The following is a 22,160-nucleotide window of genomic DNA, read 5'->3' on the forward strand; positions in this document are numbered from 1 at the left end:
GAGGGCTCAAAATTAATAGCCAAGGGCGGCTATCGCCACAAGATCACTTGCGACGGCCAGGAAAATAACAAAATTCCAGCGCCGCGCCTATCGCGCCATGCGCGTGCGGCAACCAATCCGGCCGACAGTGCCATTCGTGCCCGACACCTTTTCCGCTCCCTTTTCCGCTCCCTACGACGCCGCGGCGCTCGCCGGCTTTTCGGCGGGCTTTTCCCCAGTTTTTTCGGACGGATTCGCCTTCGTCGCCGCCGCTTGTTCGATCCACGGGTCCATGTCTTTGAACACGTCGGCGGCCGATGGTTGGAAAACTTTGCCAACCAATAGATCGGTGACGTTGCCCACGTGATGCGGGTAGTTCTTGATGAATCGGCCGAAGCTGAAGGAATCGTTGTAGAACGCGTAGACCAGTTTGCTCATCCAATACACGCCGTCGGTGAACGGCTTTGCCCAGGCGCCAAGCCGAGCGGCGGAAGGATCGTTGGCTTTGAGCGCGTCGATGATGCAATCGCCGGCCATTTCGCCCGACTTCAACGCCAGAAATACGCCCGAGCTATAGATCGGGTCGAGAAACACATACGCATCGCCGATCAGCACCCAGCCGTCGCCGGCCGCTTCGCTGGATGTGTAAGAAAATTCCCGCAACACGCGGACGTTGCTGGTCAGCTCGGCGTCGGCCAATCGGGCCTTGAGCGCCGGGCATTTTTCCACTTCCTCGAAATACACCTCGTCGGGCGTCCCACGGCCTTTCAATAAATGCGCCGCGTCGGCCACTACGCCGATGCTGACGATATTGTCGTGCAGCGGGATATACCAGAACCAAGCCTTCTTGTCGTTGGTGTAGAGCACGAGCGTGGCCCCTTCGTTGCGGCCGCTATCGCGCCGGGCGTTGCGATAATAGTGCCAGATAGCTGCTTTTTTCAGTTTCGGATTCGGTTGCCGAATGCCCATGCGGTTGGCGATGATCGATTGCTGCCCGGTCGCATCGACGACCACTCGAGCGGCGATATCGCGCGATTGCCCGTCGGCCGTTTCGATGCGCACTCCGGTGGCTCGCCGGCCGTCGAAGAGCACATCGAGCACGCGTGTCTGATCGTGGCAATCGGCCCCTTTTTCGGCGGCATTCTTGAACAGCATTTCGTCGAGTTCGCTGCGCAGCACTTGCCAGGTTTCGGAGCATTCGCGTGGATCGCGTTCGGAGAAATAAAACGGCTGCGACTCGCGCCCCGTGTGGCTGGCGAATTGCACGCTGAACTTGCGCTGAAAGTGGCCCTGTTTCAACTTGTCGAGCACGCCGAGCCGCTTGAACGACCAATATGATTCGGGCATCAGCGATTCACCGACATGGAAGCGGGGGAATTTTTCCCGTTCCAAAAGAAGCGTGTTCCGCCCTGCCTCGGCCACCAGCGCGGCCGCGGTCGATCCCGCCGGTCCGCCGCCGATCACGATGCAATCGTAAGAATCGTTCATATGCGTTTTCGTTGCCAGGTTACCGTGTTCCAAAATATGGCCGACCCAACTTGCCACTCCGCCGCGGCAAGCATCTCGCTTTGGGGTTTCGCGCGTTGGCCGTCGGATGGTGACTGCCGTTCACGCCGGCACGACGATCTCCAAGAGTTCCACGGCCGGCTCGCCGTTGCAATGGATGAGCGCCGTGCGGCCGTAGGTGCGCTGGTCGGGCCGCATGTCGAACAGCCGGCACAGATCCGGCCCCGGCGCGATCTCCCACAAATTGAATAATTCGACGCTTCGCAGCACCTTGTTGCGAATCAGGATGCGCCCCAGCGGCGCCGAGCGGCTTTCCACCTCGCGGCGCACGATATCGCTGACGTGCGCGAAATTCAACCGCACAATGCCGAATTGCACGACCCGGCCATCGCTGCAGCGCTTGAGCAGAATCTTTCGCGAATAGTGATCCGCGTCAAGCCGCGAGTCGAGCACTTCAACATCCACCAGCGAACCGTGGTGCTTCTCGACGGTGACGGTCATGTGGTGCTCGTGAGCGAGCAGCTTGCGATACACGGATGGAAGTTCGTCGCGATTCACCTCGCGGCAATAGCCGAGCTCCTCCGGCGCGTCGTAAAACAACGCCACCAGCGTCTCCAACTCGGGAACGACGCGCGGATGCGTACTCACGGCAATCGAGCCGACTCGGTTAGGGGCCAGCTTTTCAGACCGACCGGTCGAGCCCAAGGCTTGACCGGCAAAAACAGGCGGGAAATTGGGGTGGGGTGGGTTTCTCGTTGGCTGCCGGCGTTGCCGCGAGGTACGAGAATTCCGCGGGGGCTTTAGCAACGCGTTTTTAAAACAACATCGATCAAATAGTGCAACAACCGGCACAATGCGGCGGGCCCGACCGATTCAGCCACCGATCGGGCTCGATTGTCGTATTCTTGTACCAATCGCTGCGCTTTGTCAAACACTTCGGCTAGGCGATAAAGGTCGCGAATCTCACACACGATCGCTTCGCTCACCGGCGAACTCGTGGCCAGCGACTGTAGTCGCAAACGGCTTGGCTCGGCAAGGCCTTCTAGGGCCAACGCCCACAACAGCGTCGGCCGTCCGCCCAGCACGTCGCCAGCCGCGACGAGTTTATTATGATTGTCGGGCTCCCAATCGGCCAGATCATTTTGGATCTGAAATGCGATGCCGAGGTGTTTTGCGAATTCGCCGATCGGCTTCAAATAGGCTTCGCTCGGCCCCGCGAGTCGCAAGCCGGTAATCAGCGCGGCTTCGAAGGCCGGCGCGGTTTTCAAGGCATAAATCTCGAGCGATTCGGCCACCGAAAGCAGCTTGCGGCGCGAATCGCGCCACAACAATTCGGCCCCTTGCCCTTCGGTCAGCTTCATGTGAGCCTCGGCAAGGCGGTCCATGATGTCGCTGACAGCATCGGCCCCGAGCGCGCTGCTTTCGCGGCTGACCAATCGGTAGCCGAGACCGATCAGATAGTCGCCGACGTTGATCGCGGTCGAAACGCCCAGCGCGCGATGCAACGTCGCGGCGCCGTAACGGAATTGATCGTCGTCTTCAATGTCGTCGTGGACCAGCGAGGCTTTGTGAAATGTTTCGATCGAAACCGCGGCGCGTTTCACGGAAAGCGGCAGCTCGGCGACGCTGCGGTGACCGTCGGAAAGCGTGCAGCGGCCGCCGGTCATGGCGTCGTAAACGGCGAGCGTGATGAATGGCCGCGAGTGCTTGCCGCCGCGGGTCAGAAAGTCGTAGGCGATCGCTTCGGTGCCCGCCAGCGGATCGAGCAGGGCCGCCCCTTGGCCATTCAACTCGGCCAGCCGTGGGCCGATCCGCATCCGCGGGGCGAGCTGCTCGAGTTCGTCGGGATCGAACATCCGCTGGGCCGCCCGAATCAAATGCCGGTAATTAGGCGCTGACGCATCGTCGGCCACGAAGTCCAAATCGATCATCCGCCGGATCCAATCGCCGTCGAACGCCACCGACGGACCGGATTCAGATCTCGCGCAGTCGTCCGCGGCTCCATCGACCAGTGGTATTGCCATGCAGGGAACCTCGAACTGCGGAATCTGGTTGAGCGCCTTCTCCAATAAATCGAGCGACGCCACGCCCATTACGGCGTCGATCTCGGCGCTTGCCAGTGCCTCAAGCGCCGCAACCGATTCTTCCGCCCACAACACCCGATACCCGAGCCGCTCGGCACGTCGCCGGAGCCAAGCGATCGCACAACGAGCGCAATCGGGCATTTGCCGCGCGGAGATCGCTCCCTGGCAATCGGCCGCATGCGACAGGCTGCCGGGCAACAACAGCAACCGCCGGTCACGGGGGACGGCGGCAATTTTCGGTTGCCAGAATGCCGAGGCCAGCATCACCATCGTCCAGCCGACGAAGCCCTCGGGCAACTCCAATTCGGTCAGTAATTCGCGGGCGAGCCGTTCCAACTCGGGCTGCTTCGGTAGTGCCGCTTGTTCGATGCGCTCAGCCAGCAGCGACGCCTTGCGCCGCAACCGCTCTCGAAGCGACTTCGGACGCGGAATTCGCTTGATATGAGCGGTCGTGCTCAGGAAACCCCGCTCCGCCGACGGGCCATCGGCTGTTTCGGCCATTTCGCTCGCCTCGGCAGGTTTGGCCAGGCGAGCGGACGAACGGGAAATGCGGCCGGCTGGTGAAAGCTTCCGAATGGCGCTCGACAAGGGAAATCCTTCCTTAGCGGTCGATCAATACAAGCAAGTCGAAGATAACGTTTGATCTGCTCTGACGCTGCCCAAAAAGCTTTGCTGCGAAGACCGACCACTAGCGCGCGCCGCGCGCTGGAGGCAAATTTGCCGCCAGCTGAGCCGAACGCCGCCGAACATCATAACAAAGCAATTCCGACTGTGAACCGCACGCCCACGAACCTGACCGCACGCGACCGGCAACACGCAATCCCACGCCAAACACGAACCGCAAATCGCCGCCGCCGTTTAACACGCTGCGGGCGGCGATCGCTTCAAACCCTTTTGCCGCATCGGATTCGGCGCTGCGGGCCCAGAAATTTGCTTGCTCTTCTAGCATCGGATTAGCTACAATCGGCGGTAGTCGGAGATTTGGAAGGCGATCGGCCATCGCTGCGGCGCCGGTCGTGCGGTTTTTGTTGTCGCTGGATGTTCGATTGAAATGCTTCCGCCGACTGCTCGCCTACACACCCTCCCTCCTAGCCGCAGCCTATTTGATGAAAGCGTATCCGATGGCGGAGCACGCTAATTTCCAATGGCGCGCGGGGCGCCGCATTGCGGATAAGGCCAATCCGTTGCCGGCGCTCGGAAATGGATTCACGGGAAAGAGATTTCACGAGGAATTTCGCATGAATGGCGGCCGAAGCGCAAGCGATGTCCGGCGTTGTTTCGCAATTGCGATTCTGGGGTTGGCAATAACTTCGATTTGGTCCAATTCGGTTCGAGCGGCTGAAAGGCCAAACGACCCGAAAGCCGCCGCGCCCGAGCCAGCGGTCAAAGTCAGCTACTTCCGCGACATCCGCCCGATCTTGCAAGAGCAGTGCCAAGGCTGCCATCAGCCGGCCAAGCGGAGCGGTCAATATGTGATGACTCCGTTCGCGGCGCTGTTGAAAGGGGGCGAAAGCGGTTCACCAGCCGTCGTACCCGGCAAGGCCGCCGACAGCAATCTACTAAGCCAAATCACGCCGACGAAGGGCAAAGTGGATATGCCGAAAGGTAAGAGCCCATTGGCCGCGGCCCAGATCGGTCTTATCCGCCGCTGGATTGCTGAAGGCGCCGTCGACGATACGCCGGCGAGTGCATCCGTGGTGTTCGACGCGGCGCATCCGCCCGTGTATCATCTGCCGCCGGTTCTGACATCGCTCGACTATTCGCCGGATGGCAAGCTGCTCGCAGTTTCCGGGTATCACGAAGTTCTGCTCTGGAAGGCCGACGGCTCGGCGATGGTCGGCCGGTTGGTGGGGCTGTCGGAGCGGGTTCAATCGTTGGCATTTTCGCCCGACGGCAAATTGCTGGCCGTTGCGGGCGGTTCGCCGGCTCGCTTGGGCGAGATTCAAGTTTGGGATATCGAAAAACGCAAGCTGTTGCTCTCGGTGCCGATGACCTACGACACGCTGTATGGCGTGAGTTGGTCGCCCGACGGCAGTCGAATCGCATTTGGCTGTGCCGATAATTCGGTTCGCGCGATCGATGCTCATTCGGGAAAGCAAGTGCTGTTTCAAGGGGCACACAATGATTGGGTGTTGGGCACCGTGTTCAGCAAAGATGCCTCGCATCTGATCTCGGTAAGCCGCGACCGTTCGATGAAACTGATCGAAGTGGCCACGCAACGGTTTGTCGACAACATCACGAGCATCACCCCCGGCGCGTTGAAGGGGGGCTTGGCTTCGGTCGATCGGAATCCGAAGGAAGACGAAGTGGTGGTCGGCGGGGCGGATGGCGTGCCGAAGATTTATCACGTTTATCGCCCGCCCGGCAAATCGCGTCGGATCGGCGACGACGACAATTTCATCCGCCAGTTCGAGGCGATGCCGGGCCGGATCTACGCCGTGGAATATAGCCGCGACGGGACGCGGATTGTGGCCGGCTCCAGCAATCAAGGAACCGGCGAAATTCGTGTCTACAATGCCGCGAACAGCCAGTTGATTTCGAAATTCCAAGGCGAACCGGGCCCGATTTACGCCGCCCGTTTCAGCCCCGACGGAAAGCAAGTGGCCGCGGCCGGCTTCAGCGGCAAAGTGTTGCTGATGGATGCCGCGACGGGCAAGCTGGTGAAGGAATTTTTTCCGGTGCCGCTGGCCGGCGCGGTGACGGCAAAACGGTAGCAATCGAAACGTCAGCAACAGCAACGTTAGGCGACCAAGAACTTAGGCTCGGCCGAAAAATAACTTCTCCACAGACCGCTCTTTCCTTGCGGGAGAAGGCAGGATGAGGAGTTCAAAAGCCGAAGTTATTTTTCGGCCGAGCCTTAGGCGGCGATGGCGGAATAATAGCGGCAGATTCGATCAAGGAGATCAACCATGAATCGCGTGCATGCGGCGGGGGATTGGAACGCACGGCTCGATCGGCGCGGCGCTCGGTGGGCATGTTTCGCAGCACTGGTCGGAGGCATGGCGTCGGCAGTCGCCTTCGGCTCGGTTGCGGCCGCGGACGAAACCCTTCCACCCGGTTTCAAGATTGCCGGAATCGAAGCGCAGCCCGGCACGATCGAACTGAAAAATCGCTTCGACTATCGTCAACTGCTCCTCACCGCGACGCTTACCAGCGGCGGGAAGGTCGATGTCACGCGCATGGCCGAGATGACCGGCCCGGTGCCGGGGGTGATCGAAATCTCGCCGACCGGAATGGTTCGCGCCAAAGCCGACGGCAAGGGCGAATTGCGGTTTTCGCTCGCCGGGCAAACCGTTGTGGTGCCGGTGTCTGTCTCCGGTTTCGGCGCCGATGATCGCATCAGTTTCGTCCGCGATGTGATGCCGACGATGTCGAAAGTCGGGTGCAACGCCGGCACGTGCCACGGCTCGGCGAAGGGCAAGAATGGCTTCAAGCTTTCGCTCCGCGGTTATGATCCGGCCGCGGATTATCTGGCTCTCACCGACGACCTTGCCGCCCGGCGCTTCAATCGAGCCATGCCCGAGCAAAGCCTGATGTTGCTCAAGCCCAGCGGCTCGGTGCCGCATGTCGGCGGCATGCTGTTCAAGCCGGGCGAACCGTACTACGAAATGCTCAAGACCTGGATCACGCAGGGTGCGAAGTTCGACCGCGACGCCCCGCGTGTGGCGAAGATCGAGGTTTCCCCCTCGGCTCCGATTATTCCGCTACCGAACATGAAGCAGCAATTTCGCGTCGTGGCGACCTACGCCGACGGTTCGCAGCGCGATGTGACCGCCGAAGCGTTCGTCGAAAGCGGCAATATCGAAGTGCTCGAGGCCGACAAGCACGGGCTGATCACGGCCCTGCGCCGCGGCGAATCGGCGGTGCTGATTCGCTTCGAGGGAAACTATGCCGCCGCCACCGTCACCGTCATGGGCGACCGCAGCGCCTTTGTCTGGAAAGATCAGCCGGAATACAACTACATCGACGAACTCGTGGACGCGAAGTTGAAACGCGTTCGCACGCTTCCCAGCGGCCTCTGCACCGATGCCGAGTTCATCCGCCGCATCTATCTCGATCTGACCGGCCTGCCGCCCACGTCGAGCCAAGTGCGTGCGTTTCTGGCCGACCAGCGCGATATGCGCGTCAAGCGCGACGAACTGATCGACCAATTGATCGGCAGCGCGGCCTATGTCGAACAAATGAGCATCAAATGGGCCGACCTTTTGCAGTGCAACGATAAATATCTCGGCGAAAAGGGGGCCCGAGCCCTGCGCAATTGGATTCGCCAGGCGATCGCCACCAATGTGCCGTACGACAAGTTCGTGTATGCCGTGCTCACGGCGAGCGGCTCGAACATCGAAAATCCGCCCGCCTCCTACTACAAGATCCTCCGCGAACCGGGCCCGCTGATGGAAAACGACACGCAGCTTTTCCTCGGCGTGCGCTTCAATTGCAATAATTGCCACGACCATCCGTTCGAGCGCTGGACGCAAAACCAGCATTGGCGGCTGGCGGCGTTCTTCGCCAACGTGGCCCGAAAAGATGATCCGCACTACGCGGACAAGAAAATTGGCGGCAACGATGTAGAAGGGGCCAAGGCGCTCGGCGAAATCATCTACGATGCCGCCAGTGGAGTCGAGGTGCGCAATCCGACGACACAAGCCCTGCAAACGCCCGAATTCCCCTACACCTATCCCGACATGGCCCCGCGCAGCGGCACGCTTCGCGAGCAATTTGCCCGCTGGACCGTTTCGCCGAAAAATCCGTATTTCGCCAAGAGCTATGTCAATCGAGCGTGGAGCTATCTCACGGGCGTCGGGTTCATCGAGCCGGTCGACGATATCCGCGCCGGCAATCCGCCGACGAATCCCGAACTGCTCGAGCGGCTGACGGCCGACTTCATCGCGAACGGCTTCGATGTGCAACAGTTGCAGCGGCTGATTTGCAAATCGGCCACGTATCAACGTTCGCTCGACACGAATCAATGGAACAGCGACGACACGGTGAACTATTCTCACGCGATGGCTCGCCGTTTGCCGGCCGAGGTGTTGTACGACGCCGTGTTCCAAGTGACCGGCGCCACGCGCCGGCTGTCGAACATGCCGGCCGGGGCTCGGGCCGCGGAAGAACCCGACCCGAGCGTCAATTCGCCCGACGGATTCTTGGATCTTTTCGGCCGCGCGCCGCGGCAAAGCTCGTGCGAATGCGAGCGGTTCACGGGGGTGATGCTCGGCCAAGCGCTCAATCTCATCAATGGCCCGACAATCGCCGACGCGATCAACCAGCCGGATAACAGCCTGAGCCAATTGGTGGCGAGCGAAAAGGACGACAATCGGCTGATCGACGAAATCTTCATTCGCGTGTTGAATCGGCCGCCGAAGCCCGCGGAAGTTGCCGCCAGCCTGCAATCGCTGCGATCTTTCGACGACGATCATGGCAAACTGGTCGCGCAACTCGCCGAATATGAAAAGACGCTTCCCGCCAAACAAGCCGAGTGGGAAAAGAACGCGGCCGAGGCCGTCAATTGGATTCCGCTGGAAGTGCAAACCGCCAAATCGGCCATCGGCGGCACTTTGGCCAAAGAACCCAATGACGTGATCTTCGCCTCCGGCAAATTGGAAAAAGACACCTACACCCTCACGGTGAAGACCGATCTGCGCGGAATCACGGCTTTCCGGATCGAGGCACTGGCCGACCCGCGTTTGCCGAAATCCGGCCCGGGCCGCGCGCCGAATGGCAACCAGGTGCTCAGCGAATTCCGTGTCTCCGCGGCCCCGGCCAACGATCCGAAAAAGGCCGGGCCAGTCGCCTTGCAAAACGCCCAGGCCGACTACAGCCAGCCCGGCTGGCATGTCACCGGAGCTATCGATGGCGACTTGGCCACCGGTTGGGCGATCGACCAACAGGAAGGCCGCAATCACACGGCCGTGTTCGAGTGCCGGCAGGATGTCGGCTTCGCCACCGGCACGCTGCTCACCTTCACGCTCGATCAGCACTATCCCGACGGCCATCATCTGCTGGGCAAGTTCCGCTTGTCGGCGAGCGCAGCCAAGCGGCCGGTTCGCCTGGAAGGGGAGCGAGCCGACATCGCTCGCCTAATCGCAATCCCGATCGAAAAGCGATCGGCGGCACAAAAGGCCGAATTGGCGAAGGACTATCGTTCGCTCGATTCCGAATTGGCGCGGCTGCAACTGGCCGTGGCCCAACACTCGAATGACCGAGTCAACGCCCGTCTGCTCGGCGCTCAAGACATCGTCTGGGCGCTAATCAATAGCCCGGCGTTTTTGTTCAATCATTGATTGCCGGAGGGATGGCAACCAAACGGCGGGAATTCTTGATGAAAGCCTCGATCGCACTATTGCTCGCGCTCTGCGTATCTACACTTGCCCGTGCCGATACCTCGGGCGAAACGCCGAAAAAGGCCGACGAGGTTTGGACCGGGAAAACGGTCGATGCCCGCGGGATCGGGGTTACGGTGACGTTCGACACGTCCGAAGCGCCCGATCTCAAGGAATGGGGCGAGAAGGCGGGCAAAGTTGCCGCGGACTGGTATCCGAAGATCGACAAACTGCTGGAAAGCCCCGGGTTTTCGCCGCCAAAATCGGTCGAAATCCGCTTTCGCAAAGATTACCACGGCTTGGCCATGACCATCGCCAGCACGATCACGATCCAGCCCGATTGGGTTCGCAAGCATCCCGACGACATCGGCATGGTGGTCCACGAACTGACGCACGTCGTACAATCGTATCGCCATCGAGGCAATACGCCGGGCTGGTTGGTCGAGGGCATCGCCGATTATATCCGCATCGTGAAATACGAGCCTGGCGTCCGGCGCCCCCGCCTGAATCCGGACAAAGCGAAATACACCGACGCTTACAAGACGACGGCCATTTTCCTCGAATGGACTGAAAAGCAATACGACCCGAACTTGGTCAAGAAGTTGAACGCCGCACTGCGGGCCGGAAGCTATAAAGAAGCGATGTGGAAAGATGCCACCGGCAAATCGCTCGACGATCTTTGGACCGAATTCGCCGATTCGCTGCGAAAACCGAAGCATGCCGCGAAATGACGCCGAACCATCGATTCCGTTTTTTCTCAGTGGCAGCGAGGAATAAACGATGAAAATGATCATCGCCGTCATCCAGCCCACAAGGCTGAACGCGGTGCGCGATGCGCTAAACAAACTCGAAGTCACACGGATGACCGTGTGCGACGCGCAAGGTTTTGCCCGGCAGCGCGGGCAGACGGAAATGTACCGCGGCCACGAATACAAGACGCATCTGTTGCGGAAAATCGCGCTCGAAATTGTCGTGAACGACGATTTCTTGGAACGCACCGTGGATACGCTCGCGTCGGTCGCCCGCACCGGTTCCGAGGGCACCATCGGCGACGGAAAAATCTTCGTACTGCCGGCCCTCGAAACGATCCAACTGTTCGGCGAAGTGCGCGGCCCCGAAGCGGTCTAATCGTCCGGCCACGGTGTCATGGCAATCCTGCTGCTCTCGACCGATCTGATGTTTGGTTCTCGCGTAAGCGGTGCGGCAGCACGGATCGGACTGGCGCTGCAAACGTTCGCCACGCCCGACTCGCTGCTAGAGCGACTCGAACTTTCCAAGCCGAAAGGCGACGATGCGGGCGGCTTGGTGGTGCTCGACCTGACGATGCGTCACTTCGACCCGAAGGCGTGGGTACCGCGATTCCGCCAAGCCGCGAATCCGCCGAAGGCAATCGTCGCCTATGGCCCGCACGTGCAAGATGCGATCCTCGCGGCAGCCGCTGGCGCCGGCTGCGATCAGGTCTATACGCGCGGGCAGTTTAACGCTCGGATGGACGAAATTCTTGCCGGCAGCTGACTCCGCCCATCCTATCGTTCGACGATTGGCCGGTGCCGATTGCCAAGTGCATACACCCTAGCCCGAAGCGTTAGCGAGGCAGAGCCCGATTCGGCCTGTTCGGCAAGCGATTGACGGACCGCTTGCAGCATGGTCTCGAACTGTTCGCGAGACAAGACGAGCTGCATGCCGGCCGTCGGCAAATCGAGCCGACAACTCGGCCCAGCTGCATGCGAGTCAAGGTGAAGTTGTTTAGAAGCGGCGGCTTCGGCCGACGTACAACCGGATGCGATAAATTTGCGTTTTGCGGCGATTCCACTGGCCGACTGCGCTGGCCGGTGGCACACGACGCCTCCGAGAGCCGGCGCGGCACACGACGGCCCATTCCTTCAGCGCCCATCGATTGGTTGCTTGCAGACCCCCGACGAGTCGCTCCGGGCGAGTATTCCGCGTCGTCCATCGCTGTCGAAACACGTCTACGTCGGTCTGCCGTTCTGCGTCGGATCGCTTGCCGCGACGCCCGCTCGGCCATTTTCCTCGGCCATTTTAACGATGTTGCCCTGCGGATCCATGACCCCGATGCGGCTCCCCTGGGCTGCGCGCAGCGCATCGCAGAGCGCTTCCTTGTTGGTGACTGCGATGTAAGCTGGCCCGTCGAGCTTTTTCAAAAGTCGAATGCGGCGGCCTACGGTCGCGGCGGTTTCGACCCCGATGAAGCCATGTGCCGTCTGAAGGTCGCAGCTGTTGTCGGCGGGAACGGCGGCGCCGTAGCGCCGAGCAATGCGATTGATCGTCGCCGTATGTGCCTTATTCAGCTTCATCAGCCGCCGCTCCTTCCCCCGTGCAATCAAACTCCCCAGGACCAATTGCGGTAACCCGCAAAAATATCATTGACACTGTGGCTCGAACCGTCAAGAGCCAATTACCGCTTCTCCCGTTTAGCGGAACGTGATGAGTCGCGAAATTCAGCGGTGTTTTGTTGTGGAACCCAACTCGGTAGGCCGGGGCCAGATTCTCCGACAGATTGACGGCGTCGAGCCGCTGGATTTTGCCGAACTCGACATCGATTCCGAGCGTTCCAGTCCGGCGGTTCGAAAAGCGGAAGTTATTTTTGGCCGAGCCTTCGGTGGTGTAAGAGGGGTTCTGATAAGGCCAAAGTCACAGGTTCGAGTCCTGTAGCGCCTACTGTTCTGCGATGGCTCGAGGAAAAAAACCGGTTGGATCTCACGATTTCCTTGCTCCGTCCGCGAAATCTAGCTAATATCAGCCTAAATGCGGGGCGTGTGGTATGGGGGGAGCTGCTCTCTCAATCATTCTGAAAATGTCGTTATGACACTTGTTTCCCGGAATTGGGCGCCAATGAAAAGCGTGTTGCGTTGTGCGTTCGTCCTAGCCGCGGTTTGTGCTTTGCCAATTGCGGCCCGCGCTTCGGTTATCACCTGGAGCGCGCCGGTAGCGATTACGACCGACGGCAGCGCGAGCGACGTGCTCAACACCGGCGGGGCCGTCATCCAAGCCGAATACGCGCAAGGGAGCGGCACGCAAACCGTAAACGGCATCGCATTTACCGACGGCTTCACCGACTACAACATGCCCCAAGGCACTACCATATAAGCGATCAGCGGCAATAATACGTATTCCCCCTCTGGCTTCACAACCGGCGTTGCCGCATACGACGCGATCCTAAACAGCTTTGCCTACGGCGGAAATGATCCGAACGTTCTGACGATCAGCGGATTGATGCCCGGCGCGACGTACGATGTGCAGCTTTGGGGACTGGATGATCGGACTTGCTGCGGTGGCAGGACGGAAAACTTTTCCGGAGCCACCGGCGACGCGGATGCATCAAGCACTTTTTCGCTGAATAGCAACATTTCGATCATTGGAACGTTCGTCGCCGACGGCAGCGGCCAACAGGCGATCTACGTCAACGGCCCAGGAGGCCCAAACAATCTCAATGCATTCTCGGTTCAGGCCCTGCCGGTGCCGGAACCGGCCACGATCGCGCTGTTCGGCATCAGCTCGCTGGGATTGTGTGTTTTCATCCGCCGCCACCAAAACGGCGAACGATAGGCAGCTCCCATTTTGTCAGACGAAAAGCCTTCGGCGATTTGCCGAGGGCTTTTTTTATCCCCGCACTCGCTATTTTGCGCTAGTCTTCCATGATGGACACCGTTCCCACTTCGTCCGTCGCCGATGCGGTGCGAGTTGATTCTCGGCCAGGAATGCTTTGGGCCGTGCCCGCGCTCGCGGCAGTGGCGTTGCTGTTGAGCCTGTATTTATCTTCGTCGGCTGCGCCAACGGCCCAGCCCGTCGGATGCAGCGCCTCGGCCGGATGCCGAGACGTGTTGAACTCCCGTTGGTCGCGCTGGCTAGGAATTCCGGTAAGCAATCTCGCCGCGGTCGTTTACGGTTCGATGATTCTCGCCAGCTTGATGCTTGGCCGGGTGGATGGTGGCTCTCGACGGCGGTTTGCTGCCATGGCGATTGTCGGCACATCCGTGCTGGCTGCGGTCTCGGCAGTTTGGTTTCTCGGTTTGCAAGCGTTGGCGGTGAAGAGCCTTTGCCCTTATTGCCTGGCGGTGAATTGCTGCGGGTTGCTGACCGGTGCATGGGTTCTATGCGTTGGCCGCCGACTGCTGCGGCACCGCGATTGGCGCGCAACGGTTTCGGCGGCCGTGGCAGGTGTTGCCCTGCTGATTGCCGGCCAATGGTTCGTTCCCCCGAAATCATTTGCAATTGAACCGGCTGCGTCGTTTCAGGTCCCCGGCGGGCGATTCGATATGCTTCCCGGCCATGCGCCCACGGTCAGGTCGCCGCGGACGGAGCATTACATTGTCATGCTTAGCGACTATGCTTGTCCGCATTGCCGGCAGACGCACCAAGTGCTCGAAAACACATTGGCCCGGTATGGAGGACGGATCGGCGTAATCGTTTTGCCTACACCGCTCGATCGGAAATGCAATGCGATGCTGGTCGACTCCGCACCGCCCGAACCGCAAGACTGCGCGTTGAACCGATTGGCGCTTGCGGTGTGGTGTGCGGATCCGAAAGCCTTTGCTCCGATGGACCATTGGCTCATGGATTCTCACCAAGTGCGGCTCGAGGCGGAGGCCCGAGCGCACGCCGCCGAACTTGTCGGTTCGGCGAAGCTGGCGGCCGCGGAAACGGATCCGCGAATCGATGGGATCTTGCGGCAAGATGCTCAGCTTTTTGCGCTGTTAAAGGGCGGGAAGCTGCCTCAGCTTCTCTTCGGTGCGACGCACCTCATCGGCGAACTGTCCGATAGCGACGAACTGGAGGCGGCGATCCAGCGCGAGTGGGGACTCTCTCCCAATCCGCGATGAAAACCTTGCGGAATCGCGTGACATCGGCAGCGGGTCACGTTATAAACAGACCATTCGGCGATGGTTCGACATTCGGAATCCATCTCCCTTATCCCGCCTGCCTCGCCCGCCTGCCTCGCCCGCCTGCCTTGCCCGCCTACCGCCGGTCGCTCTAGACCTGATCGATCTTGCCCGCTGGATGAATCAATATGCACTTGCAGCGAATCCTGATCGTGGCGGTCGTCACCGTTGCCGCGATGTCGGCGATTGCGGATCGCTCGCTGGCCGCTGACGCCAAGCCCAGCGCGGCGGGTCCGAAATTGACCTACGACGACGACGTGCGGCCGATTCTGCGCGAACACTGCTTCTCGTGCCACAACCAGAACATGGCCAAGAGCGGATTGGCGCTCGATAGCTATGCCAAGCTGATGGCCGGCGGGTCGAGTGGCGAAGTGGTGCTCGCGGGCGACGTGGATAGCTCTCGGCTCTGGGCGTTGGCTAGCCATGCCGAAATGCCCTACATGCCGCCGATGCAAGACAAACTGCCGGACAAGAAGCTGGCGACGATTCGGCAGTGGATCGAAACCGGGGCGGCGGAAAACTCCGGCTCGAAAGTGGCCACGAAGAAAAAAGCGTCGTTCGCCTTGGCCACCAACGGTCTCGCCGGCAAACCCAGCGGTCCGCCCGCGATGCCGGAGCATCTGTGGCGGCAACCGGTGATTTATACGCCCCGCTTGGGCGCGATCACGGCGTTGGCGGCCAGCCCTTGGGCGCCGCTCGTGGCCGTGGCTGGGCAACGCGAAGTCGTGCTCTACAATTCGGATTCGCTCGAAGAACTCGGCGTGCTCCCCTTTCCCGAGGGCACCCCCTATTGCCTGCGGTTCAGCCGCAACGGCTCGCTGTTGCTCGTCGGCGGTGGGCAAGGGGGCCAATCGGGCTGCGCCGTCGCATTCGATGTAAAAACCGGGCGGCGCGTGCTCAAAGTCGGCGACGAACTCGACGCGGTGCTGGCCTGCGATATCAACAACGATCAATCGCTCATTGCGCTCGGCGGCCCGCAGAAAATCGTGCGAATTTTTTCCACCCAAACGCTCGAGCAAGTGGCGGAAATCAAGAAACACACCGACTGGATCTACGCCGTCGAATTCAGTCCCGACGGCGTGCTGCTGGCCACCGCGGATCGCAGCGCGGGGCTGTTCGTGTGGGAAGCGGCGACGGCCCGCGAATATCTGAATCTGCAAGGACACAAAGCCGCGATTACGGCCCTCAGTTGGCGCGACGATTCGAATGTGCTGGTCTCGGCCAGCGAAGATGGCAACCTGAAGCTGTTCGAAATGCAGGAAGGCAAGGAAATCAAAAACATCGGCGCGCATGGCGGCGGAGCGCTGTGCGTCTCGTTCGCACACGATGGCCGGCTGGTGAGTGCCGGCCGCGATCTTGTGCCCAAGCTGTGGGACGGCAACGGCAATGCACTCAAGAATCTATCGGGCTTTCCCGAACCGGTCATGCACGCCGTGTTCACGCACGACGGCGGCCGCGTCGTGGCGGCCGATTGGAGCGGGCAGGTGCGGGTCTACACGGTCGCCGATGGCAAGCAGGTCGGCTCTCTGGCCGCGAATCCGCCCACGCTCGCCATGCTGGTCGAGCGGACCGCCGGGCAAGCCGCGGCGGCGCAAGGCGCCGCCGACCAAGCCGCTGCCGCTTTTGCCGCCGGCGATAAGCGACTGCATGACTTGGCCGCGGCGGCGAAATCAGCGGCCGATGCATCGGCGATGGCCGCGCAGCGCGCCCAGCAAGCAGTTGTCGAGCGCATCGCGGCTGAAAAAAGTGTCGCCGAGCTTGCCGCCGCGCTGAAAGATGCGGGCGCTCGCTTCAACAGTACACAGGCCGCGGCAAACGCCGCCGCGGCAGAGCATTCCGCGGCGGACAAGGCGCTACAAGAAAAGAGGGCGGCCGCAAACGTAGCGGCGCAAATGATTGCCGTACAAAAGGTGAAACAGGCTGACGCGGCCAATAAGAATTTTGCCGCCACCAAAGCCGTGGCCGACAAGGCCGAAGCCGAACGATCGGCCGCCGCGCAAGTCGCCGCTAAAAAGGCCGAGATCGATGGCCTCAAGGCGAAAGAGTTCGCGACAGCAAAATTGGCCCTCGATCAGGCGACCTCAAGAAAGAGCGATGCCGATCGGTTGCTCGCCGCCAAGACAACCGCCGCGCACCAGGCGCAAGCCCCCGTGGCTCCGGCAAAGGCCGCGGCCGACAAATCGGCGAGTGAAAAAGCCACGCTCGAAAAGCAAGTTGCCGAGTTGAAAGCGGCAAGCGATCGGGCGGCGGCGCAAGTTGTCCAGGCCCGTTCGGCCGCCGAAAGAGCGGTTAGCGAGAAGGTGGCTTTCGAGCAAATGCCGGCTCGCCTCGCCGCAGCGCTCGAAGAAGTCCAGCACAAGATGACCACGCTCGAGGCGCAGGCCTCGGCAGCGGAAAACGAACGGCTAGCCGCGGCAAAGGCGGTCGAAGGAAAGAAGGCCGAGGCGAAGCCGTTCGCCGACAAACTCGCGGCAGCGAAATCGAAGCTAAAGCAAGCCGTATCGGGCCAGATCGAAACCGAGAAACTGATTGCCGCCAAAACGCAAGCGATTCAAGCTGCGCTCGAAAAACTGGCCTCGCTGCAAACAGCCAATGCTCCGGCCGATCCATTGGCGGCAATGCAGAAAACGATCGCTCAACGGGTGGCCGAGCGGCAAGAAATCGAAAAGACGATGGCCGACAAATCGGCAGCGGCGAAAGCAGCGGTCGACGATTTGCCTGCGGCGCAGAGCGATTACGATCGGCGCCTCGCTACACAAGCCGAAGCCGAAAAGCTGCTCGCCTTGAAGACGCAAGCAGCAACCGCGGCGCAAGCGGCCGTCGTTGCCGCAAAAGACGCCTTCGACAAAGCCTCGGCCGACAAATTGGCTTTCGAATCGGCCTATTCGCCGAAGCAATAGAATTGCACAAAAATCAGCTGGGGGTTGAGGCCGTTCCTCGCTGACGCTTCGGGCTAGTGGCGTTAGAGCCGTTCCTCGCTGACGCTTCGGGCTAGTGAGGAGGCAAACTAGCCCGAAGCGTTAGCGAGGAAGGCTGTTGCATGCCAATTTCGACGCGGTTAGCATAAGCTCGAAATGAGCCTGCTTGCGGTGTAAACACCGGATCCTTCCTTACGAGTGAACAAGGTCGAGTGGATGGGCAAACCATTCGCGAGCGCATGAATGTCTTCGTCACTGGCGGAGCCGGATATATCGGCAGTGTCGTCGCCGAGCAACTCGTCGCCAGCGGCGAATCCGTGGTCGTCTTCGACAACCTATCGCAAGGGCATCGGACGGCAGTGCCCGCGGAGGCGGTGTTTTTCGAAGGGGACCTGTTCGACCGGGCGGCGATCGATGCGGCGTTGGCCCAGCATCGGCCGGATGCGGTGATGCATTTTGCCGCGCATTCCTGTGTGGGCGATTCGATGATTCGCCCGTTCGAATACCTGGGCCGCAATGTCGTTTACGGGCTGAACCTATTGCAGAGCCTTGTCGAGCATGGGGTGCGGCGATTCATTCTCTCTTCCACGGCCAGCTTGTTCGGCGTTCCTGAACGGCTGCCGATCGCCGAAGATGAGCGGATCATGCCTGGAAGTCCCTATGGCGAATCGAAGTATATGCTCGAGCGAACATTGCCGTGGTTGGAGCAAGTGTACGGCTTGCGCTACGCGTCGCTGCGCTATTTCAACGCCGCCGGCGCAACCGCCGATCACGGCGAAGACCATCATCCCGAGCAGCACCTGATTCCGACCGTGCTGCGCAAGGCATTGGCCGACGGCGAAGATGCGGTGGTGACGATTTTTGGCGACGACTATCCGACGCCGGACGGCACCTGTGTGCGCGACTACATCCACGTGGCGGACCTCGCCCAAGCCCATGTGCTCGCCCTGCGGGCCTTGGACCAGCAGAGCCGGGTTTACAATCTGGGCAACGGTCAGGGGTTCAGCGTGCGGCAGGTGATCGAAGCTGCGCGGCGGATCACGGGCCGGCCGATACCGGTGCGAGTCGGGCCGCGTCGGCCGGGTGATCCGCCGATCCTTGTGGCGAGCAGTGAAAAAATTCGCCGCGAGTTGGGTTGGCAGCCGGCGTTTCCGGAGCTCGAACAGATTATCGACAGCGCGTGGCAGTGGCACCGGAGAAACCCGGCCGGTTACGACGACCGGGCCGCCGCGGCGGTTGTCAGCCCGAAATAGGCAGTTTCGGGGCGGCGTGCGTCGGCGGCTTGCTCCAAGATAAACGCGCGGGGACGCGCGCCATGGCGCGCGTCCCCGCCGTTCGTGTTGCACTACTTGGCCGGCGCCGGGCCGACTTTCTTGCCGGCCTTTTTCATGGCGGCTTCGAAATTGGCGCGGGCCTTGTCCCACATCTTTCCGGTCATGGGGACTCCGCAGCTTCCCTTGCCTTTGCACGAATTCTCGCCGGGATTGGCGCCGCAGCCGCCTTGTCCTTTGCAGGCATTTTCGCCTTTGCAATCGTGCTTGGCGACGGTGGCGCAATCACCTTGGCCTGCGCAGGCATTCTTGCCCTTTTCGGCGCCGCCTCCCTTTCCCTTGCACGTGTTCAAGCCACGACAAACGTGCGGTTCCTCCAGCAACGACTTGGCCTCATCGCCGGCCGCCAGAACGCTACGCCCCAGAACGCTCCCGGCGACGACGCCGCCGAATGCCGCCGCAGTTAGCTTTTGAAAATCTCGCCGATTCATGTTCGACTCGTTCATCGCACTTCTCCTCGGTGGGCAAAGGAAAAAGACAACGCAACAAAGGCGCTCCAGCCACGAACCGGAGCACAAACGTGCCGACGGCGATCTACGAACCGCGTGCCGATGGCTTGCCTATTTTGACATACCGCCGCGCGGCAATCCACTACTTTCCGAGCACTTCTTCGATCGATTCGCCGAGGATTTCGACCATGCGGTCGATTTGAGCGTCGCTCGCCACATAGCAGGGGGCGAGGTTGTAGATGTCGCCGCGGAGGCGCGTGAACATGCCGCGGCGCTGCGTGGCGGCGTGAACGCGGCGGCCGATCTGCTCCGAGGCGGGGAATTCGGCCCGCGTTTGCTTGTCGGCCACCAGTTCGACCGCCGCCAATAGCCCCAGCCCGCGCACTTCGCCGACGTGCGGGTGCGATGCCAACGTTTGCAATCGCCCCAGCAATTGCCGGCCTAGCTCGGCTGCGCGGGCCAAGAGATGTTCGCGCTCCAGAATATCGAGATTCGCCAGCGCGACCGCGCAACCGGCCGGGTGGCCTGAATAGGTGAACGCGTGCATCCAAGTTCGATCGCCTGTAGCGCTGTCAAGCGCCGCGGCGATCGCATCGCTCACGCCCAATCCGCCAAGCGGAAAATAGCCGCTCGTGATGCCTTTGGCAAACGTCGCCATATCGGGCTCGATGCCATAGCGCGACAGGGCGAACCAATCGCCCGTGCGGCCGAAGCCGGTGATCACCTCGTCGGCGATCAACAGCACGTTGTGGCGATCGCAGATCCGGCGAATTCGCGGCCAATAATCGTCGGGCGGAACGATGACGCCGCCGGCTCCTTGCACCGGTTCGCCAATGAAGGCCGCCACGGTGTCGGCCCCTTCGCGCAAAATCGCTTCTTCCAATAGATCGGCCGCGATCTGGCCGGGAGAGCGCGTGTCGCCTGGCGGAAGCTCGGCCGGCGGACGAAAGCGATACGGATACGGCCCTTCGATCTGCACGAATCCGGGAACGCGCGGCTCGAACATCGGCCAATACGAGGCGATCCCCGTGGCCGACATCGCAGCCAGCGTCGTGCCATGGTAGGCCCAGGTGCGGCTGACGATTTTTGTCTTGTCCGGCTTGCCGGCCAGTTTCCAAAAACAGCGGGCCGTCTTGAAGGCCGATTCATTCGCCTCCGCACCACCGCAGGTAAAGAAAAAGCGGTTGATCCGCGGATAACAGATTGCCGCCAGGCGTTCGGCCAATTCGATGGCCCGGGGATTCGTGCTGCCGGAATAGGCCGAGGCGTAGGCGAGTCGGTCCATCTGGTCGGCGGCGGCGCGGCCCAGCTCGGCGCGGCCGTGGCCGACGATCACATTCCATAATCCGGCCAGCGCGTCGAGAAACTCGCGCCCGTGGTTGTCGATCAGAATCGCCCCGCGGCCGGCGGTCCAGACGTGTGCCTCATCGGCCAGCGCGCGGCTGTGGAGCGGATGGATCAGATGATCGCGATCGCGTTGGAGTTCTCGTTCGGACACGGGCAGATGTTGGGAAAGAGGAAACCGTGGATTAGGTTGAAAGACATCGAACCACGGATCACACCGCTGACGCGGAAAATGGCTGCACGAAAAATGCGTCCGCTGGCGAGGCCTACCACGCTAACGCTGCGGGCTCGTTTTCCTTTCTGTGCGTCCATTCTAGCCCGAAGCGCTAGCGAGGGAGGCCAACCCAAACGCGATAGCTAGTCTCGGCCGCGGATAAGGCTGGGCCGAAAAATAACTTCACCACAGACCCTCTCCCCTTGCGGGAGAGGGCAGGGCGAGAGGTTCGAAAAGCGGAAGTTAGTTTTCGGCCGAGCACCCAAGGAATTGTATCGCGTGGGCGAGCGGTTGTTGAGCGGGGGGCCGCTGGCCGATGCCGCTGGCTCGCCGTACTGTTGGCGCGCGAAGAGTTTTGTTAGGCTGCAAATGCGTGGTGCATGCAGCGTGGGAGCCGCGTTTTCGAGAATGCAATTCGATGTCTGGAGGCACGAAGGCGGTGAAGGCGGACTGCCAATCGCGTGTTTCGTTCGCGGCGCGCCGCGGTAACGGCGGCGGGTTTGCTTGCTGCCTTTTGCTCGCGCTAGGATGCATCGCGCTGGAGGGCTGCGGGAGGCCGATGCCGCGGCTTGCGCCGCCGGCCATCGATCCGGCGGCGGCAGGCCAGGCCGCAATCGACGAATACGATACGAATCACGACGGCGTGATTTCCGGAGCCGAATTGGATCGCTGCCCGGCCTTGAAAGCGGCCGAGAAAAAATACGATCATGGGAGCGGCAAAATCACCGCCGACGACATCGCCGAGCGCATTCGCGCGTGGCAAGCAAGCCGCGTTTGCATGAGCCAAATGGCAATCCGGATAACGCTCGACGGCAAGCCGCTGAAAGGTGCGACGGTGACGTCCGAACCGGAAAAGTTTCTCGGCCCTAATATCCCGGGCGCGAAGGGCGTGACCAACGCGCAGGGAACGGTCTGGCCGCAAGTCGATCGAAGCCGGCCCGGGATGTTCTACGGCTTGTATAAGCTGCGCGTGTCGAAAACGATCGACGGTCAAGAAACCATCCCCGCGCGCTACAACACCGAGACCGAACTGGGCTTCGAAAAGGCTCCCGATTCGGGCGGCCTGGCCGGGATGAAGCTGGCTCTCAAGAGCAAGTGAGAGCACTGCCAGGCG

Annotated in this window: 17 protein-coding genes; 11 read left to right on the top strand and 6 right to left on the bottom strand. The window is 61.1% G+C overall.

Translation table 11 applies throughout. The features are described from left to right. Positions 1-171: 171 nt before the first annotated feature. From VHX65_13420 to VHX65_13430, 3 genes are all read right to left on the bottom strand, one after another. Positions 172-1,467, bottom strand: coding sequence for an NAD(P)/FAD-dependent oxidoreductase (locus VHX65_13420; protein ID HEX3999546.1), 1,296 nt, complete (start codon positions 1,465-1,467; stop codon positions 172-174). A gap of 120 nt (positions 1,468-1,587) precedes the next feature. Beyond that, positions 1,588-2,133: a hypothetical protein gene (locus tag VHX65_13425; GenBank protein ID HEX3999547.1), complete on the bottom strand. Its 546-nt coding sequence runs from the start codon at positions 2,131-2,133 to the stop codon at positions 1,588-1,590. Positions 2,134-2,285: 152 nt separating this feature from the next. After that, positions 2,286-4,157: a polyprenyl synthetase family protein gene (locus tag VHX65_13430; protein HEX3999548.1), complete on the bottom strand. Its 1,872-nt coding sequence runs from the start codon at positions 4,155-4,157 to the stop codon at positions 2,286-2,288. 650 nt (positions 4,158-4,807) lie between these two features. On the opposite strand from VHX65_13430, the gene VHX65_13435 reads away from it, so the two are divergent. The 5 genes from VHX65_13435 (at position 4,808) to VHX65_13455 (ending at position 11,404) form a co-directional block, all read left to right on the top strand. After that, entirely contained in the window at positions 4,808-6,283 is a 1,476-nt protein-coding gene (locus VHX65_13435) for a c-type cytochrome domain-containing protein (GenBank protein ID HEX3999549.1), read from the top strand. A 195-nt stretch (positions 6,284-6,478) separates the two neighbouring features. Then, positions 6,479-9,850, top strand: a complete 3,372-nt coding sequence (locus tag VHX65_13440; GenBank protein HEX3999550.1) for a DUF1549 and DUF1553 domain-containing protein — start codon at positions 6,479-6,481, stop codon at positions 9,848-9,850. Between the two features lie 38 nt (positions 9,851-9,888). Continuing rightward, positions 9,889-10,620, top strand: a complete 732-nt coding sequence (locus VHX65_13445) for a basic secretory protein-like protein (GenBank protein HEX3999551.1) — start codon at positions 9,889-9,891, stop codon at positions 10,618-10,620. 49 nt (positions 10,621-10,669) lie between these two features. Next, entirely contained in the window at positions 10,670-11,017 is a 348-nt protein-coding gene (locus VHX65_13450) for a P-II family nitrogen regulator (GenBank protein HEX3999552.1), read from the top strand. Positions 11,018-11,035: 18 nt separating this feature from the next. Then, positions 11,036-11,404 (top strand): hypothetical protein, encoded by a 369-nt coding sequence (locus VHX65_13455; protein HEX3999553.1) that lies wholly within the window; start codon positions 11,036-11,038, stop codon positions 11,402-11,404. Positions 11,405-11,859: 455 nt separating this feature from the next. On the opposite strand, the gene VHX65_13460 is transcribed toward VHX65_13455, so the two are convergent. Beyond that, on the bottom strand, positions 11,860-12,204 hold the full coding sequence (locus VHX65_13460) for a hypothetical protein (GenBank protein HEX3999554.1): 345 nt from the start codon (positions 12,202-12,204) through the stop codon (positions 11,860-11,862). 508 nt (positions 12,205-12,712) lie between these two features. Between VHX65_13460 and VHX65_13465 the strand changes: the two genes are divergently transcribed. The 5 genes from VHX65_13465 (at position 12,713) to galE (ending at position 18,961) form a co-directional block, all read left to right on the top strand. After that, positions 12,713-12,997, top strand: a complete 285-nt coding sequence (locus VHX65_13465) for a hypothetical protein (GenBank protein ID HEX3999555.1) — start codon at positions 12,713-12,715, stop codon at positions 12,995-12,997. Between the two features lie 126 nt (positions 12,998-13,123). Beyond that, positions 13,124-13,456: a PEP-CTERM sorting domain-containing protein gene (locus VHX65_13470; protein ID HEX3999556.1), complete on the top strand. Its 333-nt coding sequence runs from the start codon at positions 13,124-13,126 to the stop codon at positions 13,454-13,456. An 89-nt stretch (positions 13,457-13,545) separates the two neighbouring features. Next, positions 13,546-14,730, top strand: a complete 1,185-nt coding sequence (locus tag VHX65_13475) for a vitamin K epoxide reductase family protein (GenBank protein HEX3999557.1) — start codon at positions 13,546-13,548, stop codon at positions 14,728-14,730. Positions 14,731-14,918: 188 nt separating this feature from the next. After that, positions 14,919-17,690, top strand: coding sequence for a c-type cytochrome domain-containing protein (locus VHX65_13480; protein HEX3999558.1), 2,772 nt, complete (start codon positions 14,919-14,921; stop codon positions 17,688-17,690). Positions 17,691-17,947: 257 nt separating this feature from the next. After that, a complete protein-coding gene (galE, locus tag VHX65_13485; protein ID HEX3999559.1) occupies positions 17,948-18,961 on the top strand; it encodes a UDP-glucose 4-epimerase GalE in 1,014 nt (337 codons plus the stop codon). Positions 18,962-19,053: 92 nt separating this feature from the next. On the opposite strand, the gene VHX65_13490 is transcribed toward galE, so the two are convergent. After that, a complete protein-coding gene (locus VHX65_13490) occupies positions 19,054-19,485 on the bottom strand; it encodes a hypothetical protein (GenBank protein HEX3999560.1) in 432 nt (143 codons plus the stop codon). Between the two features lie 145 nt (positions 19,486-19,630). After that, complete coding sequence (locus tag VHX65_13495; GenBank protein HEX3999561.1) at positions 19,631-20,986, bottom strand: aspartate aminotransferase family protein; 1,356 nt, start codon at positions 20,984-20,986, stop codon at positions 19,631-19,633. Between the two features lie 619 nt (positions 20,987-21,605). Here VHX65_13495 and VHX65_13500 point away from each other — a divergent pair. Beyond that, positions 21,606-22,145, top strand: coding sequence for a hypothetical protein (locus VHX65_13500; GenBank protein HEX3999562.1), 540 nt, complete (start codon positions 21,606-21,608; stop codon positions 22,143-22,145). The last annotated feature ends 15 nt before the right edge of the window (positions 22,146-22,160 follow it).

Source organism: Pirellulales bacterium (assembly GCA_036267355.1).
GTDB lineage: Bacteria > Planctomycetota > Planctomycetia > Pirellulales > DATAWG01 > DATAWG01.